The sequence below is a fragment of the Streptomyces sp. LX-29 genome (genome assembly GCF_029541745.1).
Taxonomy (GTDB): domain Bacteria; phylum Actinomycetota; class Actinomycetes; order Streptomycetales; family Streptomycetaceae; genus Streptomyces.
The window spans coordinates 3,342,497-3,359,904 of sequence record NZ_CP089746.1; the positions used below are offsets into that span (position 1 = coordinate 3,342,497).

Below are 17,408 nucleotides of genomic sequence, written 5' to 3' on the forward strand. Positions count from 1 at the left end.
CGGGAACCGAGGTTCCCAACAGGGCTTTCTACAATGATTGTTCGGCGGCGTCCTACTCTCCCACAGGGTCCCCCCTGCAGTACCATCGGCGCTGAAAGGCTTAGCTTCCGGGTTCGGTATGTAACCGGGCGTTTCCCTAACGCTATAACCACCGAAACACTATGAAACACATCAACCGGATATACCTGGTTGTGGCTTCAGAACCAACACAGTGGACGCGAGCAACTGAGGACAAGCCCTCGGCCTATTAGTACCGGTCAACTCCACCAGTTACCTGGCTTCCATATCCGGCCTATCAACCCAGTCGTCTACTGGGAGCCTTACCCCATCAAGTGGGTGGGAGTCCTCATCTCGAAGCAGGCTTCCCGCTTAGATGCTTTCAGCGGTTATCCCTCCCGAACGTAGCCAACCAGCCATGCCCTTGGCAGAACAACTGGCACACCAGAGGTTCGTCCGTCCCGGTCCTCTCGTACTAGGGACAGCCCTTCTCAAGACTCCTACGCGCACAGCGGATAGGGACCGAACTGTCTCACGACGTTCTAAACCCAGCTCGCGTACCGCTTTAATGGGCGAACAGCCCAACCCTTGGGACCGACTCCAGCCCCAGGATGCGACGAGCCGACATCGAGGTGCCAAACCATCCCGTCGATATGGACTCTTGGGGAAGATCAGCCTGTTATCCCCGGGGTACCTTTTATCCGTTGAGCGACGGCGCTTCCACAAGCCACCGCCGGATCACTAGTCCCGACTTTCGTCCCTGCTCGACCCGTCGGTCTCACAGTCAAGCTCCCTTGTGCACTTACACTCAACACCTGATTGCCAACCAGGCTGAGGGAACCTTTGGGCGCCTCCGTTACTCTTTAGGAGGCAACCGCCCCAGTTAAACTACCCACCAGACACTGTCCCTGATCCGGATCACGGACCGAGGTTAGACATCCAGCACGACCAGAGTGGTATTTCAACGATGACTCCACGAACACTGGCGTGCCCGCTTCACAGTCTCCCACCTATCCTACACAAGCCGAACCGAACACCAATATCAAGCTATAGTAAAGGTCCCGGGGTCTTTCCGTCCTGCTGCGCGAAACGAGCATCTTTACTCGTAATGCAATTTCACCGGGCCTATGGTTGAGACAGTCGAGAAGTCGTTACGCCATTCGTGCAGGTCGGAACTTACCCGACAAGGAATTTCGCTACCTTAGGATGGTTATAGTTACCACCGCCGTTTACTGGCGCTTAAGTTCTCAGCTTCGCCCCGTCGAAACAGAGCTAACCGGTCCCCTTAACGTTCCAGCACCGGGCAGGCGTCAGTCCGTATACATCGCCTTACGGCTTCGCACGGACCTGTGTTTTTAGTAAACAGTCGCTTCTCGCTGGTCTCTGCGGCCACCACCAGCTCAGGAAGCAAGTTCCCTCACCAGCAATGGCCCCCCTTCTCCCGAAGTTACGGGGGCATTTTGCCGAGTTCCTTAACCATAGTTCACCCGAACGCCTCGGTATTCTCTACCTGACCACCTGAGTCGGTTTAGGGTACGGGCCGCCATGAAACTCGCTAGAGGCTTTTCTCGACAGCATAGGATCATCCACTTCACCACAATCGGCTCGGCATCAGGTCTCAGCCTTACATGTGCGACGGATTTACCTACCGCACGGCCTACACCCTTACCCCGGGACAACCACCGCCCGGGCTGGACTACCTTCCTGCGTCACCCCATCACTCACCTACTACAAGTCTGGTTCGTCGGCTCCACCACTCCCCTTCACCCGAAGGATCCAGGACGGCTTCACGGACTTAGCATCGCCTGATTCGATGTTTGGCGCTTCAAAGCGGGTACCGGAATATCAACCGGTTGTCCATCGACTACGCCTGTCGGCCTCGCCTTAGGTCCCGACTTACCCTGGGCAGATCAGCTTGACCCAGGAACCCTTAGTCAATCGGCGCACACGTTTCCCACGTGTGAATCGCTACTCATGCCTGCATTCTCACTCGTGAACCGTCCACAACTCGTTTCCACGGCTGCTTCACCCGGCACACGACGCTCCCCTACCCATCCCAGCAGACGTTGGTCCTCACGCTGGAATGACATGACTTCGGCGGTACGCTTGAGCCCCGCTACATTGTCGGCGCGGAATCACTTGACCAGTGAGCTATTACGCACTCTTTCAAGGGTGGCTGCTTCTAAGCCAACCTCCTGGTTGTCTCTGCGACTCCACATCCTTTCCCACTTAGCGCACGCTTAGGGGCCTTAGTCGATGTTCTGGGCTGTTTCCCTCTCGACCATGGAGCTTATCCCCCACAGTCTCACTGCCGCGCTCTCACTTACCGGCATTCGGAGTTTGGCTAAGGTCAGTAACCCGGTAGGGCCCATCGCCTATCCAGTGCTCTACCTCCGGCAAGAAACACACGACGCTGCACCTAAATGCATTTCGGGGAGAACCAGCTATCACGGAGTTTGATTGGCCTTTCACCCCTAACCACAGGTCATCCCCCAGGTTTTCAACCCTGGTGGGTTCGGTCCTCCACGAAGTCTTACCTCCGCTTCAACCTGCCCATGGCTAGATCACTCCGCTTCGGGTCTTGGGCGCGCTACTCAATCGCCCTATTCGGACTCGCTTTCGCTACGGCTTCCCCACACGGGTTAACCTCGCAACACACCGCAAACTCGCAGGCTCATTCTTCAAAAGGCACGCAGTCACGACCGTGCTCCGAAGAACACGGCGACGCTCCCACGGCTTGTAGGCACACGGTTTCAGGTACTATTTCACTCCGCTCCCGCGGTACTTTTCACCATTCCCTCACGGTACTATCCGCTATCGGTCACCAGGGAATATTTAGGCTTAGCGGGTGGTCCCGCCAGATTCACACGGGATTTCTCGGGCCCCGTGCTACTTGGGAAATGAGCAAGCAAGCCGCAAAGATTTCAGCTACGGGGGTCTTACCCTCTACGCCGGGCCTTTCGCATGCCCTTCGCCTATCCATGCGGTTTCTGACTCGCCCAACAGCCGGCAGACTGCTGAAGCTCACTCCCACAACCCCGCATGCGCAACCCCTGCCGGGTATCACACACATACGGTTTAGCCTCATCCGGTTTCGCTCGCCACTACTCCCGGAATCACGGTTGTTTTCTCTTCCTGCGGGTACTGAGATGTTTCACTTCCCCGCGTTCCCTCCACATACCCTATGTGTTCAGGTATGGGTGACAGCCCATGACGACTGCCGGGTTTCCCCATTCGGACACCCCCGGATCAAAGCTCGGTTGACAGCTCCCCGGGGCCTATCGTGGCCTCCCACGTCCTTCATCGGTTCCTGGTGCCAAGGCATCCACCGTGCGCCCTTAAAAACTTGGCCACAGATGCTCGCGTCCACTGTGCAGTTCTCAAGCAACAACCAGCCACCCGTCACACACCACTCAAAGATGATGCTTCACCGGGGCCGGCACCCGAAGGAACAAGCTCTACGCTCGCACCCTCAGACACCCAACAGCGTGCCCGACACTCCCAGCCACCATGCACCGTGTTCCACGCCGAAGCAGTACTAACAGTCACAGCAGACCAAGTGTGCCGAGTAGTCAACGTTCCACCCATGAGCTAACCGTGCGAGACATTCGCTCGCAGTCGGCCATGTGCTCCTTAGAAAGGAGGTGATCCAGCCGCACCTTCCGGTACGGCTACCTTGTTACGACTTCGTCCCAATCGCCAGTCCCACCTTCGACGATTCCCTCCCACAAGGGGTTGGGCCACCGGCTTCGGGTGTTACCGACTTTCGTGACGTGACGGGCGGTGTGTACAAGGCCCGGGAACGTATTCACCGCAGCAATGCTGATCTGCGATTACTAGCGACTCCGACTTCATGGGGTCGAGTTGCAGACCCCAATCCGAACTGAGACCGGCTTTTTGAGATTCGCTCCACCTCGCGGTATCGCAGCTCATTGTACCGGCCATTGTAGCACGTGTGCAGCCCAAGACATAAGGGGCATGATGACTTGACGTCGTCCCCACCTTCCTCCGAGTTGACCCCGGCAGTCTCCTGTGAGTCCCCATCACCCCGAAGGGCATGCTGGCAACACAGAACAAGGGTTGCGCTCGTTGCGGGACTTAACCCAACATCTCACGACACGAGCTGACGACAGCCATGCACCACCTGTACACCGACCACAAGGGGGGCTACATCTCTGCAGCTTTCCGGTGTATGTCAAGCCTTGGTAAGGTTCTTCGCGTTGCGTCGAATTAAGCCACATGCTCCGCCGCTTGTGCGGGCCCCCGTCAATTCCTTTGAGTTTTAGCCTTGCGGCCGTACTCCCCAGGCGGGGAACTTAATGCGTTAGCTGCGGCACGGACAACGTGGAATGTCGCCCACACCTAGTTCCCAACGTTTACGGCGTGGACTACCAGGGTATCTAATCCTGTTCGCTCCCCACGCTTTCGCTCCTCAGCGTCAGTATCGGCCCAGAGATCCGCCTTCGCCACCGGTGTTCCTCCTGATATCTGCGCATTTCACCGCTACACCAGGAATTCCGATCTCCCCTACCGAACTCTAGCCTGCCCGTATCGAATGCAGACCCGGGGTTAAGCCCCGGGCTTTCACATCCGACGTGACAAGCCGCCTACGAGCTCTTTACGCCCAATAATTCCGGACAACGCTCGCGCCCTACGTATTACCGCGGCTGCTGGCACGTAGTTAGCCGGCGCTTCTTCTGCAGGTACCGTCACTTTCGCTTCTTCCCTGCTGAAAGAGGTTTACAACCCGAAGGCCGTCATCCCTCACGCGGCGTCGCTGCATCAGGCTTTCGCCCATTGTGCAATATTCCCCACTGCTGCCTCCCGTAGGAGTCTGGGCCGTGTCTCAGTCCCAGTGTGGCCGGTCGCCCTCTCAGGCCGGCTACCCGTCGTCGCCTTGGTAGGCCATCACCCCACCAACAAGCTGATAGGCCGCGGGCTCATCCTGCACCGCCGGAGCTTTCCACCACCAACCATGCGGTCAGTGGTCGTATCCGGTATTAGACCCCGTTTCCAGGGCTTGTCCCAGAGTGCAGGGCAGATTGCCCACGTGTTACTCACCCGTTCGCCACTAATCCCCCACCGAAGCGGGTTCATCGTTCGACTTGCATGTGTTAAGCACGCCGCCAGCGTTCGTCCTGAGCCAGGATCAAACTCTCCGTGAATGTTTTCCCGTTAATCGGGTGCACACTCGCGTTGAGCGGAACAGGTAGGAGGAATGGTCCCACCCGTTCACAGCGTCCTCGCTGTGTTTTTTCTTCAAAGGAACCTCGTCATCGGGCCGTGATGGCCCTTCGACGGGGTATCAACATATCTGGCGTTGACTTTTGGCACGCTGTTGAGTTCTCAAGGAACGGACGCTTCCTTCGGTCCCGTTTCACCGGGCCCTCCGGGCGCTTCCCTTCGGTGTTTCCAACCTTACCAGATTCTTTTTCGTTCCGTTCCCGGTCCGAATTTGTTTCCGGTCCCCGTTGGAGGGGGTTTGTTTCGCGCCTTCCGGCGTGATCACTACTTTAGCGGATTTCCCTGGCAGCTCATAATCGAGCTTTTCGGTTCGAATTTCGGCATGCCGAAGTCGTTCCCGATCAGGGGCCGTGCAGTGGTGATTTGCCGCCGGTGCGGCTCGAAGCGCTGCCCCGTCGTCCCCGTGGGACTCCGTGACAACTCGGAGAACACTACATGACACTCCGAGCGGCTTCAAACCTGTGGCCGAGGGAGTGTCGGGCGCGTATGGTCGCTCGCATGCGAACGCGTGCGCTGATCCGACCTTGGTGGGCCGCCTGACCGGCGGCCGCAGACGCGCATGCATGAACACGGCGGCCGCCTCGGCGGCCGTTCGCATCTCCGCAGCCCTGCGGGACCGGCCGATCCGGAGCGGCGGCCCCGATACAGGGGATGAGGGAACACTGCGATGGCAGAGCTGGCAGGACGGCCGGGGCGACGCACCTTCAGCGGGATCAAGCCCAGTGGACATCTGACACTGGGGAACTATCTGGGGGCCATGCGCCACTGGGTGGAAGAGGAGCAGCACCGCGCGGACGCGCTGTTCTGCGTGGTGGACCTGCACGCGCTCACCGTGGAGCACGACCCCGCGCGGGTGCGGCGCCTCAGCCGGCAGACCGCCACGCTGCTGCTGGCGGCCGGGCTCGACCCGGAGCTGTGCACCGTCTTCGTCCAGAGCCATGTGGACGAGCACGCGCGGCTGTCCTATCTGATGGAGTGCACCGCGGCCGACGGCGAGATGCGGCGCATGATCCAGTACAAGGAGAAGGCCGCGCGGGAGGCCGCGCGGGGCCGCAGCGTACGGCTGTCGCTGCTCACCTATCCGGCGTTGATGGCGGCGGACATCCTGGCGTACGGGACGGACGAGGTGCCTGTGGGCGACGACCAGACGCAGCACGTCGAGCTCTGCCGTGATCTGGCGCTGCGCTTCAACCAGCGGTACGGGCCGGTCTTCCGGGTGCCTCGGGCCTCCTACCCGCAGGTGGCCGCCCGCGTCATGGATCTGCGGGACCCCACGGTGAAGATGGGCAAGTCACACGCCGAGACGAGCGGGATCGTCTATCTGCTGGACGAGCCGGACGCGGTGCGCCGGAAGGTGATGCGGGCGGTCACGGACAGCGGGGCCGAGGGCGGGATGGAGTACGACCCGCAGGAGCGGCCGGGGGTGGCGAACCTGCTGGACGTGCTGGCGGCGTGCACCGGGGGCAAGCCCCAGGAGCTGGCCGAGGAGTACACCTCGTACGGCGCCCTGAAGAAGGACACCGCCGAGGCCGTGGTGGAGCTGCTGCGGCCGCTGCGGCGACGGCACGCGGAGCTGTGCGCCGAGCCCTCCTATATGGAGGGGGTGCTGCGGGAGGGGGCGGAGCGGGCCCGGGCGCTGGCGCGGCCGCGCGTGGACGCCGCCTACGCGGCGGTCGGGCTGCTGCCGCCCGGATGACCCGCTCCGGGCTCGGGCGGCGCGGTCCGCCCGCCGCCCGAGCGGCCGTGGGCCCCGGTGGTCGGCCGGCTGCTGGAGAAGGCGGCGCGGTAGTCGCGCGGGCTGGTGGCGAGGCGGCTGGCGAAGTGCTGCCGCATGGTGATCTCGCTGCCGAAGCCCGCGCGACGGGCCACCTCGGGGATGGGCAGGTCGGTGCGTTCCAGCAGCTTCTGGGCCGCCGCCAGCCGCTGCTCCAGCAGCCAGCGCAGTGGGGTGGTGCCGGTGGTGGCGGCGAAGTGGCGGGCGAAGGAGCGCGCGGACATCCCGGCCCAGCGGGCCAGCTCCGCCACGGTGAGTGGTTCGTGGAGGTGTCGCAGGGCGCGCTCTCGTACGGACGCCAGCGCGTCGTCGTCCCGGTCGACGGCCGGCGTGGGGCGCTCGATGAACTGTGCCTGGCCGCCGGCGCGGAAGGGCGCGGTGACCATCGAGCGGGCGATGGCGGCGGCGGCCTCCGCGCCGTGGGCCGTGCGGACCAGGTGCAGGCAGAGGTCGATGCCGGCGGCCGTGCCGGCCGAGGTCCAGATGTTGTCATCCTCGATGAACAGCGCGTCGGGCTCGACGGCGACCTCGGGGTAGCGCTCGCGTAGCAGGTCGGTGAAGCGCCAGTGGGTGATCGCGCGGCGCCCGTCGAGCAGCCCGGCCTGGGCGAGGGTGAAGGCGCCGCCGCAGAGCGCGGCCACCGGGATGCCGGCGGCATGGGCGCGGCGCAGGGCCTCCAGCACGGGGGCCGGTGCCGGGGTGATGCGGTCGTCGAGGCCGGGGACGACGACGAGGTCCGCCCGGAGCATCCAGTCGAGGGTGCGGTCGGGGGTGAGGGTGAGCCCGCCGGGGATGGCCACGGGGGTGTGGTCGACGGCGCACCGGCGCAGCTCGAACGGCGGGACGCCCCGGTCGGTACGGTCGACGCCCCAGACCTCGGTGATGACGGAGACGTCGAAGGCGCGGATGCCGGGGATGGCGACCAGGGCGATGCGCTGCGGTCGCGTCCGCGGCCGGGGGTCCGGCTGCTGCATGCCCGCCATGCTGTCAGAACGGCTGGCAGAAATCCATCGATGCTCGGCGTTGCCGCCACTGTGCGGGGCGCCTACGGCCCGGCAGGCTCAGGGGCATGGATATCGCACAGAACGCAGCGCTGGTGGTCATCGACGTACAGAAGGGCTTCGACGACCCCGTGCACTGGGGCCCGCGGGACAACCCGGCCGCCGAGGAGAACATCACGGCCCTGATCGACGCCTGGCAGTCGACCGGCCGCCCGGTCGTCTTCGTCCGGCACGACTCGCCCAAGCCGAACTCGCCGCTGCGGCCGGGCCAGGAGGGCAACGACTTCAAGGACGTCGTGGCGTCCCGGCGCGGGAAGGGGAGCGGGCCGGAGGTCCTCATCACCAAGACCGTGAACTCGGCCTTCTACGGCACGCCGGACCTGAGGGAATGGCTGGACGCGCTGCCCCACGGCGAAGCCGCCGAGGGACAGGGTCGGCAGCTCGTGGTGACCGGCATCCAGACCAACATGTGCTGCGAGACGACGGCCCGCATGGGCGGCAACCTGGGCTACGAGGTGTTCTTCGCGCTGGACGCCACCCACACCTTCGACCTGGAGGGGCCCGACGGCTGGAAGCTGACGGCCCAGGAGCTGGCGCGGGCCACCGCGGTCTCGCTGCACGGCGGCGGGTTCGCGAAGGTGGTGACGACCAAGGAGCTCGTCGCCGCGGCGAGCAGCTAGGTCCGCGGCCGCTCAGCCGTTGCCCGTGGCCAGCTCCTGGCTGCGGTCGCGGGCCGCCTCCAGGGCCGCGATCAGGGCGGCGCGCACCCCGTGGCGCTCCAGTTCGCGGATGGCGCTGATGGTGGTGCCGGCCGGGGAGGTGACCGCCTCGCGGAGCTTGACCGGGTGCTCGCCGCTGTCGCGGAGCATCACGGCGGCGCCGATCGCGGCCTGCACGATCAGATCGTGGGCCTTGTCGCGGGGCAGCCCGAGGAGGATGCCCGCGTCGGTCATCGCCTCGACCAGGAAGTAGAAGTAGGCGGGGCCGGAGCCGGAGAGGGCGGTGGCGGCGTCCTGCTGGGACTCCGGCACCCGCAGCGTCTTGCCGACACCGCCGAAGATCTCCTCGGCGTGGGCGAGGTGCTCCGCGGTGGCGTGGCTCCCCGGCGAGATGACCGACATGGCCTCGTCCACCAGGGCGGGGGTGTTGGTCATGACGCGGACCACCGGGGTGCCCGCGGCGAGCCGCGCTTCGAGGAAGGCGGTGGGGATGCCGGCCGCGCCGCTGACGACCAGCCGGTCGGCCGGGACGTGCGGGGCCAGCTCGTCCAGCAGCGCGGCCATGTCCTGCGGCTTCACGGTGAGGATGAGGGTGTCGGCGGTCTTGGCCGCCTCGGCGTTGGAGACGGCCTCCACGCCGTAGCGGGAGCGCAGCTCCTCGGCGCGCTCCGCGCGGCGCGCGGTGACCAGCAGGTCGGACGGGGCCCAGCCGCCGCGGATCATGCCGCTCAGCAGTGCCTCGCCGATCTTTCCCGTGCCGAGCACGGCGACCTTCTGCGTCATGGTGTCGTTCACCCCATACGGTCCATACGGTCCGGTGCGCGGGGGCCGGCTCCTGCCACGGGCCCGCCCGTCGTCACCCTCTGCCGTCATCCTCGCACCCCGGGCGGGTGGCGCGAGGCGGCGTCCACCCCTCGGTACGGGGGCGTGTGTCGGGGGCGGGAGGTGCGCTTCGCGCGGTGGCGGCGCCAGGGGCGCGGCCGCGGCGTATGCGACGCCGCGCGCCGCGCGGGCGTGCGCCGAGACCATTGGAGCCGCTTCCTCCGCTTTGCTGACTCCGTGTTCACAGGTTGATTACGTAAGGACCGCGCATCGCCACCACCCCTTAGACAAAATGAAGTTGAGTGTCGACGCGACGGAAACGCGCGGCGGAGGGGGCGAGGATGACGACGATCGGGCGAGCCGGTCGCGGGCTGATAGCCGCCCTGTCGTTACTGCTGCTCGCCGTGCTCATCGTCACCGACTGCGGCTTCGCGCCCACCACGAGGTCCGCCCCGGGCGCGGGCCGTTCCGCCGCCGGGCCGGCGGCCGAGCCCGTTCAACTCTCCGAGCGGCGGACCGTCGTCACCGACACCCGCCGGCTGCCGCACCCCGCCTCCGAGGACTGCGAGGGCCGCCGCCCCGGCGGATCCCCGGTCACCGCCCCCGTCCCCCGCGGCACGCCCCTCTGTGTGGGCGACGCCGACGCCGACCCGGCCCGGCCGCCCGCCGGGCACGGGGTCCGCCGCACCGGACACCACACCGTCCCGGTGTCGAGATCGAGCGACCTTCCCGTCGCCCTCCAGATATTCCGCTGCTGACCGTCACGGCCGCCGCCGCCCAGCCGCGCGGCGCGAACTCCCTCCCGCGGGCGCCCGATGAGCGGCCCGCCCCGCAGTTCATCCGTTGACGAAGTTCACGCAGCGATGCGTCATGTCCCGTCGCCGAGCGCGCGGGGCATGTTGGAGGAACGCCCATGACGAAGCATCTCCCCGACCGAACCGTCTTCCGCGCCGACTTCACCGCTTCCCTCGTCGTCTTCCTGGTCGCCGTCCCGCTCTGCGTGGGCGTCGCCGTCGCCTCCGGCGTACCGGCCGAACTCGGCCTGATAACCGGCATCGTGGGCGGCCTGATAACCGGCCTGCTGCCGGGCAGCAGCCTCCAGGTGAGCGGCCCCGCCGCCGGGCTGACCGTGCTGGTCTACGAGGCGGTGGACGAGTACGGCCTCGGGACGCTGGGCGTCCTGGTGCTGGCCGCCGGCGCGCTGCAGCTGGCGATGGGCCTGCTGCGGCTCGGCCGCTGGTTCCGCGCGATCTCCGTGGCCGTGGTGCAGGGCATGCTCGCCGGCATCGGCCTGGTGCTGATCGCCGGGCAGCTGTACGCGCTGGCCGACGCGCCGGCGCCCGGCAGCGGGCTCGGCAAGCTCGGCCGGCTGCCCGGTCTGGTGACCGACGTGGCCGGCTCCACGGACGCCCTGCAGGCCGTCGGAGTGGGCGCCGGCACCGTGCTGGTGCTGGTGCTGTGGCCGCTGTGGCGGCGCGGGGCACGGCTGCTGCCGGCCCCGCTGGCGGCGGTGGCGCTGGCCACGGCCGCGACCGCGCTGCTGGACCTGCCGGTGGCGCGGGTGGAGGTCCAGGGCCTGGTGGACGCCGTGCGGCCGCCGAACGGCGGGGACCTGGCGCGGCTGGCGGAGTTCGGCGTGCTGGGGACCGTGCTGGCCTTCGCGCTGATCGCCTCGGCGGAGAGCCTGTTCAGCGCGGCCGCCGTGGACCGGCTGCACGACGGCCCGCGGACCGACTACGACAAGGAGCTGATCGCCCAGGGCACCGGCAACGCGGTGTGCGGTGTGCTGGGCGCGCTGCCGATGACGGCGGTGATCGTCCGCAGCGCCGCCAACGTCCAGGCCGGCGCCAGGACCAAGACGTCACGCGTGCTGCACGGCGCCTGGCTGCTGGTCTTCGCGGTGCTCTTCCCCTCGGCGCTGGGCGTGATCCCGGTGTCGGCGCTCGCGGGCGTGCTCATCCACGCGGGCTGGAAGCTGCTGCCGGTCAGGGAGCTGGCCCCGCTGTGGCGGGAACACCGGGGCGAGGCCGTGGTGCTGGCCGTCACCGCCGGCGCCATCGTGGTGACCAACATGTTCGAGGGCGTGCTGATCGGCCTGCTGATGGCGGTCGCCAAGTCCGCCTGGGAGACCTCGCATGTGCATGTCGAGGTCACCGGGCTGGACGACCCCGCGGAGCAGGGGCGCGGCGACCTGGCCCGAGACGCCGGCGACGACGCCGGTCCCGGCACGGGGACCGGCGCGGACGGCGTGATCCGGGTGCGCGTGCTCGGCAACGCGACCTTCCTGCGGCTGCCGAAGCTGCTGGACGTGCTGGAGGCGCTGCCGCGCGAGCGGTCGGTGGAGCTGGACCTGAGCGGGCTGCGCCACGTCGACCACGCCTGTGCGATGGCCCTGGCGATCTGGGCCGAGCGGCACAACGCGGTGGTGGACCCGGTGCGCACGGCGGCGGCGCCGAGCGGACCGTGAGCTGAACCGAACGCCGAGGCGGGGCCGCCCCCTCCCCGCCTCGGCGCCCGGCCCGTTCAGGACATGGCCGGGAGCAGCGGCACCAGGGAGGGCCGGTTGGCCGCCAGCCGGAGGTTGGCGACGGTCTGGCGTACGACGCGCTCCTTGGCGAACGCGGCGGCGCGGCCGGTCAGCGCCCGCTCGCGCGGCGAGTCGTCGGCGCGGACGAACTGGATCAGACCGTCGCGGCGGCCCAGGCTCAGGCACTGGATGATGTAGCGGAACCCCAGGGGTTTGGGGGCCTCGCCACGCGCCTCGGCCAGCAGCACGGAGGCGACGTGCGAACCGGTGGGCAGCGCGGTGGCGCAGCCCATGCGCAGCGGGCCCGCCAGGGGCGAGCCGGCGGCGGCCGCGTCGCCGGCCACCGAGATCTCGGGGTGCGAGACCGAACGCAGCGCGTCATCGACCCGGATCCGGCCCGTCGGGTCCAGGGCCAGGCCGGCGGAGGCCGCGAGCGCGCTGTTGGCCGTCATGGCGGCGGCCCAGACCACCACGTCCGCGTCGACGTCGTCGGCGCCGGCCACCCGCAGGCCCTCCTCGACGCGCACCCCCAGCCCGCCGAGGGCGGCGCGGACATGGGCCCGGCCCTTCTCGGAGAGCCCGGTGCCGACCTCGCCGGCGGTCAGCAGCCGCACCTGCCAGCCGGGCGCGGACTCGGCGATCTCGCCGGCGAGCTCGACGCCGGTGAGACCGCCGCCGACCACCGCCACCGAGCCCGGGCCGTCCAGCAGCCGCTTGCGCAGCTCGGCGCCGGTCTCCACCGTGTACGCGCGGTCCCCGGCGCCCAGGACGCCGCCCTCGGTGCCGGTGCGGCTGCCGAGCGCGTACACCAGCCGGTCGTAGGGCAGGGTCCGGCCGTCGTCGGTGCGCACCGCGCGGGCGGCGGTGTCGATGCCGACCGCGCGGGCGGCGATGTGGGTGACGGAGGTGCCGGCCAGGAACCCGGAGAGCGGACGGGTGACGTCCGTACCGGCGGCGGCCAGCTCGTGCAGACGGACCCGCTCGGTGAAGCGGTCGCTGGGGTCGACGAGGGTGACGTCGTCGTGCGGGGCCAGCCGCAGCGCGGCCATCAGGCCGGCGTAGCCGGCGCCCAGCACCACGATCTGCCGTCGCTGCGCGTCGCCGTGGCGCGCGTTGCCTCGGTTCATGTCGCCTCCTTGGCGGGTTGTTCGCCAAGGGGACGACACAGCGACCCCGGGTGTGACGGTGAGCCGCGTCACACCGTGTCGAGGTCCAGATGGCCGAGCTTGTCGGGGTTGAGGACGACGTCGATGCCGACGATCCGGCCGTCGTCCCCGTCGAGGGTGAAGGCGAAGACGCCGGCCAGCCCGCCGGCGGGGTCCCGGAAGAGGAGCCCGGGGGCGCCGTTGACGTCCCGTACGGTCATGCTCATGGTCCGCCGGTCGAAGCCGCGCATCAGGCGCAGCGCGAAGCGCGCCACCTTCTCTCCGCCGATGACCGGCAGCCGCGCCGCGCCCTTGACCTTGCCGCCGCTGTCCGCGCGGTAGACCACCTGGGGGTCGAGGATCTCCAGCAGCCCGTCGAAGTCCCCGCCCATGACGGCGGCCAGGAAGGCGTCCACCGCGCGACGGTGCTCGCCCCGATCCACCGAGCGTCGCGGCGCCTGGTCCCGCACCCGTCTGCGGGCGCGCGAGGCGAGCTGCCGTACGGAGTCGGGGGTGCGGCCCACCACCTCGGCGATCTCCGGGAACGGCACCGCGAACACGTCGTGCAGGATGAAGGCGGTGCGCTCGGCCGGGGTCAGCCGCTCCAGCACGGTGAGCATCGCCATGCCCACCGACTCGTCCAGGGTGACCCGGTCCTCCGGGGAGCCGGGGGCGGGGCTCTGCGCCACGACCGGCTCCGGCAGCCAGGGGCCGACGTAGGTCTCACGGCGGGACCGGGCGGAGCCCAGCTGGTCGTAACAGATCCGGCTGACGACGGTGGTGAGGTACGCGCGCGGGTCGGTCGCCTCTCCCTCCGGCAGCGCCTGCCAGCGCAGCCAGGTCTCCTGCACCGCGTCGTCGGCGTCCGCGACCGATCCCGTGATGCGGTAGGCGACGGCCCACAGCCGTCGGCGGTGCGTCTCGAACTCCGTCAGCTCAGCCATGATCGTCATCCTCTCGCGCCCCGCGCCGCCCATCGACGTCGGAATCCCGGCGCCGCGCGGCGCCCGCCGTCGGCCCGGAAGGGACCGGAAGGGACCGGAAGGGAGACGACAGGGCGGGGCGAGGTGTGACACGGGGGACGGGCGCGGGTCGGCACCGGGGCGTCGACACCGGCGGCCGCGCCGCCGCGGCGAGGGCGTCAGCGGCGCTTGCGGGGCTTCTTTCCGGCCTTGGCCGGGTTGCCGGTGCGGGAGGTGCGGCGGCGCTCGTAGGCGGCACGGTCGGCCTCGTACTCGGCGCGGACCAGCTTCTCCCCGGGGGCCTCCGCGAGGCTGCGGACGAAGTAGGCGAGCAGGACGCCGACGAAGCCGATGCTCTTGATACTGCGCATCGAGCGCTCGACGGCCTCGTCGCGTGGTGTCTCGGGGCGCCGCCTGAACCCCTCCCAGGTGCGGCGGAAGCCGATGGCGCTGCAGATCGCGAAGGCCGCGATGAGCATCGCGTTGACCAGCCCGCCGGCCTCGGAGAGGGCCACGCCCTGGTAGGCGAAGCGCAACACGAAGGCGCCGGCCGCGGCGGCGGCCAGGGAGCCGAGGGCGACACCGGCGCGCCGCGCCGCGTATCCGCCGTCGTGGCGCACCCAGGTCGTCCCGAAGAACCGCAGGGGTTCGGGCCGGGGCCCGCCCTGGTCCTCCTCCGTGCCGTCCGGCCGCTTCGCTTCGCTCATGCCATCGATTATCTATCGGCGGCCCGGGATCCCCACCGGCCGCCCGCGCGGGGACGCACCCGGCCGCCCGCGCGGGGTGCACCCCGGCCGCCCGCCGCGCGGACGCGCCACGCCCGCCCACGCGAGGGCGTGTACCGGGCTGCCGGTCTCCGGGCGCGCCGTTTAGGCTGAGCAGCCTCGGGCGTGCCGGGATACGGGAGGGGCGAGGGTGCCGCTGAGCGCCGGGGATCCGGAATCGATTGGCGACTACCAGCTGCTGGAACGACTCGGGTCCGGCGGCATGGGGGTGGTGTACCGGGCCTGCTCGGCCTCCGGCCGGCAGGTCGCCGTCAAGCTCGTGCACGCGCAGTTCGCGCTCGACGACGAGTTCCGCACCCGGTTCCGCCAGGAGGTGGCCGCGGCCCGGCGGGTGAGCGGCGCCTACACCGCCCCGGTCGTGGACGCCGACCCGGACGCCGAGCGGCCGTGGATGGCCACCCTGTACGTCCCCGGGCAGACGCTCGCCCAGCGACTCGCCGACACCGGGCCGCTGGACGCCGCGGAGCTGCGCCGGCTGGCGCTGGGGATGGCCGAGGCGCTGGGCGACATCCACCGGGTCGGCGTCGTGCACCGCGACCTGAAGCCGGCCAACGTCCTGATGTCGGAGGACGGGCCGCGCGTCATCGACTTCGGGATCTCCCGGGCGGCGGACAACCAGACGCTGACGGTCACCGGTCGGGTGATGGGCACCCCGCCCTTCATGTCGCCCGAGCAGCTCAGCCGGCCGCGCGAGGTGACCGCGGCCTCGGACATCTTCTCGCTGGGCGCGCTGCTGGTGTACGCGGTGACCGGGCGCGGTCCGTTCGACTCGGACAGCCCCTACATGACGGCCTATCAGGTGGTGCACGAGCCGCCCGCGCTGGAGGAGCTGGCTCGCCCGCTGCGCGACATCGTGGCCGACTGTCTCGCCAAGGACCCCGCCGAGCGGCCCGCGCTGCCCGAGCTGATGCCGCGGCTGCGCGACCTGCCGACGCGCGGTTCGCTGCTCGCCCAGGCCGGCGAGACCGGCGGCGACGCCCCGGCGCGGGGACCGGAGACGGGCGGCGGCACGGCGCCCGACCGGGACTCCGGCCCGGACCGGACCCCTCGGGACTACGGCCCCACCAGCCCCGGCCGGCGGCGCCGACGCACCGTGCTGGCCATCGTGGCCGCCGTGGCGGCGCTCGGCCTCGGCGGCGGCGGAGTGGCGCTGTACGCCTCGGGCGGCAGCGGGGTACGCACCAGCTCCGACCCGGGCCCGTCCGAAACCGCGACCCCGAGCACCCGGGCGGTGCCGCTCCCCGCGGGCTGGCGGCCGTGGCGGATGAGCCAGCCGGTCGCGGCCGGCGTCGACCATGTGCAGGGCGACGAGTCCGACCCCGGCTGCGTGGCCCAGGGCACCACCCTCTACTGCGGCGGCATGGACGCCCCGGTGGTCCGGATCAACGGCCTCAACGGCAAGGTCGAGTGGCGCGCCAAGGGCCTCGTCCTCAACGTGGACACGACCAGCACCAACACCTCACCCCTGAACGTGCACGGTGACCTGGTCTATCTCCACGACTCCGTGAACGACACCACCAGCCGGCTGGTGGCGCTGCGCACCGACACCGGCACAGCCGCGTGGTCACACCAGGTGAGCTCCACCGCCGACACCCAGCTGGTGGGCGATCTGCTGCTGTCCAACACCCCGGGCGACAGCGCGATCGTGGCCCGGCACGCGGTGACCGGCCAGACCCGCTGGACGGCCCCGCTGCCGCAGGGGGCCTCCTGCAACCCGATGCCCTCCACGAGCGGGCCGCCGTACGCCTACTGCTGGCTGTCGGAGAACCGCTCCACCATGATGCGGTTCGACCCGCGTGACGGCAGCATGAAGCAGCTGGGCCGGCTCCGGGATACCGACGAACCGGTGGGGCGGCGGAACGGGGCGCTCCTCGCCCTGCGGGCCGACGCGTCGACGTTCGCCAGGTACGAGAAGCTCATCCGGATCGATGAGAAGACCGGGAAGGAGCGCAGCTTCAGTCTGCCCGCGGGCGCCTCGGGCACCGGGGCGCTCGTCGACGGCCGGCTCTTCTTCGTGCAGGAGAGCGGGCGCGTCACCCTCGTCGACCCCGACACCGGGGCCGAGGTGTGGTCGCGGGCGACACCGGTGGAGCGACTCGGTAAGCCGCTGGTGTCCGAGGACGGCCGCACCATCTACCTGTGCAGCTCCAGCGGCCGGTTCCAGGCGATCCGGATGTCCGACGGCCGACCGCTGTGGCAGTCCGCGGCGCGCAGCAGCACCAGTGGCTTCGGACCGACCTCCCAGGTGCTGCCGCTGGGCGGCGCGCTGGTCGGAACGGCGGTGGACGGGACGGTGTTCTCCATCGACCCGGAGAACCCGAACGCGAAGCCGAAGCGATAGCCGCAGAGAGGGGGCCGCGACCGCCCCGCCGCCGGCAGCCCGTTCCGACCGCCGGCGACGTCCGTGCCCTTGACCGCGTGGTGAGGCGGCG

The 17,408-nt window shown here is 69.0% G+C and carries 10 protein-coding genes and 3 rRNA genes; 5 read left to right on the forward strand and 8 right to left on the reverse strand.

The window, feature by feature from the left end:
- Positions 1 to 39: 39 nt before the first annotated feature.
- The 3 genes from rrf to LRS74_RS14325 all read right to left on the reverse strand — a co-directional run bounded on the left by rrf (position 40) and on the right by LRS74_RS14325 (position 5,162).
- Positions 40 to 156 (reverse strand): 5S ribosomal RNA (gene rrf / locus LRS74_RS14315).
- A 71-nt stretch (positions 157 to 227) separates the two neighbouring features.
- Positions 228 to 3,349: ribosomal RNA gene (locus LRS74_RS14320) — 23S ribosomal RNA — on the reverse strand.
- A 285-nt stretch (positions 3,350 to 3,634) separates the two neighbouring features.
- Positions 3,635 to 5,162: ribosomal RNA gene (locus tag LRS74_RS14325) — 16S ribosomal RNA — on the reverse strand.
- Together the 16S, 23S and 5S rRNA genes form the textbook arrangement of a ribosomal RNA operon.
- Before the next feature lie 746 nt (positions 5,163 to 5,908).
- On the opposite strand from LRS74_RS14325, the gene trpS reads away from it, so the two are divergent.
- Positions 5,909 to 6,937 carry a tryptophan--tRNA ligase gene (gene trpS / locus LRS74_RS14330; protein ID WP_277741358.1) on the forward strand — a complete coding sequence of 343 codons (1,029 nt, stop codon included), beginning with the start codon at positions 5,909 to 5,911 and terminating at the stop codon, positions 6,935 to 6,937.
- On the opposite strand, the gene LRS74_RS14335 is transcribed toward trpS, so the two are convergent.
- A complete protein-coding gene (locus tag LRS74_RS14335; protein ID WP_277741359.1) occupies positions 6,904 to 7,989 on the reverse strand; it encodes a helix-turn-helix domain-containing protein in 1,086 nt (361 codons plus the stop codon). The genes trpS and LRS74_RS14335 overlap by 34 nt on opposite strands.
- Before the next feature lie 95 nt (positions 7,990 to 8,084).
- On the opposite strand from LRS74_RS14335, the gene LRS74_RS14340 reads away from it, so the two are divergent.
- Entirely contained in the window at positions 8,085 to 8,696 is a 612-nt protein-coding gene (locus LRS74_RS14340) for a cysteine hydrolase family protein (protein WP_277741360.1), read from the forward strand.
- Positions 8,697 to 8,708: 12 nt separating this feature from the next.
- Here the strand turns inward: LRS74_RS14340 and proC are convergent, their stop codons facing one another.
- Positions 8,709 to 9,518: a pyrroline-5-carboxylate reductase gene (proC, locus tag LRS74_RS14345; RefSeq protein WP_144383342.1), complete on the reverse strand. Its 810-nt coding sequence runs from the start codon at positions 9,516 to 9,518 to the stop codon at positions 8,709 to 8,711.
- Between the two features lie 380 nt (positions 9,519 to 9,898).
- Here proC and LRS74_RS14350 point away from each other — a divergent pair, with 380 nt between their 5' ends.
- Together LRS74_RS14350 and LRS74_RS14355 are read left to right on the forward strand one after the other, a co-directional pair.
- Positions 9,899 to 10,315 carry a hypothetical protein gene (locus LRS74_RS14350; protein ID WP_277741361.1) on the forward strand — a complete coding sequence of 139 codons (417 nt, stop codon included), beginning with the start codon at positions 9,899 to 9,901 and terminating at the stop codon, positions 10,313 to 10,315.
- Between the two features lie 155 nt (positions 10,316 to 10,470).
- A complete protein-coding gene (locus tag LRS74_RS14355) occupies positions 10,471 to 12,024 on the forward strand; it encodes a SulP family inorganic anion transporter (RefSeq protein ID WP_277741362.1) in 1,554 nt (517 codons plus the stop codon).
- Between the two features lie 56 nt (positions 12,025 to 12,080).
- Here the strand turns inward: LRS74_RS14355 and LRS74_RS14360 are convergent, their stop codons facing one another.
- The 3 genes from LRS74_RS14360 to LRS74_RS14370 all read right to left on the reverse strand — a co-directional run bounded on the left by LRS74_RS14360 (position 12,081) and on the right by LRS74_RS14370 (position 14,898).
- Entirely contained in the window at positions 12,081 to 13,211 is a 1,131-nt protein-coding gene (locus LRS74_RS14360) for an FAD-dependent oxidoreductase (RefSeq protein WP_277741363.1), read from the reverse strand.
- A gap of 68 nt (positions 13,212 to 13,279) precedes the next feature.
- A complete protein-coding gene (gene sigJ / locus LRS74_RS14365) occupies positions 13,280 to 14,173 on the reverse strand; it encodes an RNA polymerase sigma factor SigJ (protein ID WP_277741364.1) in 894 nt (297 codons plus the stop codon).
- A gap of 197 nt (positions 14,174 to 14,370) precedes the next feature.
- Positions 14,371 to 14,898: a hypothetical protein gene (locus tag LRS74_RS14370; RefSeq protein WP_277741365.1), complete on the reverse strand. Its 528-nt coding sequence runs from the start codon at positions 14,896 to 14,898 to the stop codon at positions 14,371 to 14,373.
- Positions 14,899 to 15,106: 208 nt separating this feature from the next.
- Between LRS74_RS14370 and LRS74_RS14375 the strand changes: the two genes are divergently transcribed.
- The gene (locus LRS74_RS14375; protein WP_277741366.1) at positions 15,107 to 17,317 is read left to right on the forward strand and encodes a serine/threonine-protein kinase; all 2,211 of its coding nucleotides are present in this window, start codon (positions 15,107 to 15,109) and stop codon (positions 17,315 to 17,317) included.
- The last annotated feature ends 91 nt before the right edge of the window (positions 17,318 to 17,408 follow it).